Source organism: Lacticaseibacillus nasuensis JCM 17158 (assembly GCF_001434705.1).
In the GTDB taxonomy this organism is placed as follows: Bacteria; Bacillota; Bacilli; order Lactobacillales; family Lactobacillaceae; genus Lacticaseibacillus; species Lacticaseibacillus nasuensis.
Genome location: NZ_AZDJ01000021.1, coordinates 1 through 330, shown reverse-complemented (window position 1 = coordinate 330; position 330 = coordinate 1). Strand labels below are relative to the sequence as shown.

Below are 330 nucleotides of genomic sequence, written 5' to 3'. Positions count from 1 at the left end.
CCAGCTGGTACCACTAAGCCAACTGATGTTGGTAAGGGCACCACGGCGACACCGACGGATGATGGTGGGATTAAGCTGAACCATGATAATGGCAATGGCACGACCACCGAAACGACGATTGATCCGAATGGCGCAATTACTAGCCAGAAGACGACGACGCCAGTCACTGAACCAGATAACTCAACTGAAACCGTTGTTACTGACGGTAAGGGCGGTCACACGGTCAATGGCACGGATGTGCCAAAGGATGCCACCAAGCCAACTGATGTTGGTAATGACACCACGGCGACACCGACGGCTGATGGTGGGATCAAGCTGAAGCATGATAAT

General features: G+C 52.7%; 1 protein-coding gene. It reads left to right on the top strand.

The window, feature by feature from the left end; all coding sequences use genetic code 11:
- Nucleotides 1-330, top strand: a 330-nt coding sequence (locus FD02_RS11290; protein ID WP_420805080.1) for a hypothetical protein, incomplete at both ends; no start/stop codon positions are given.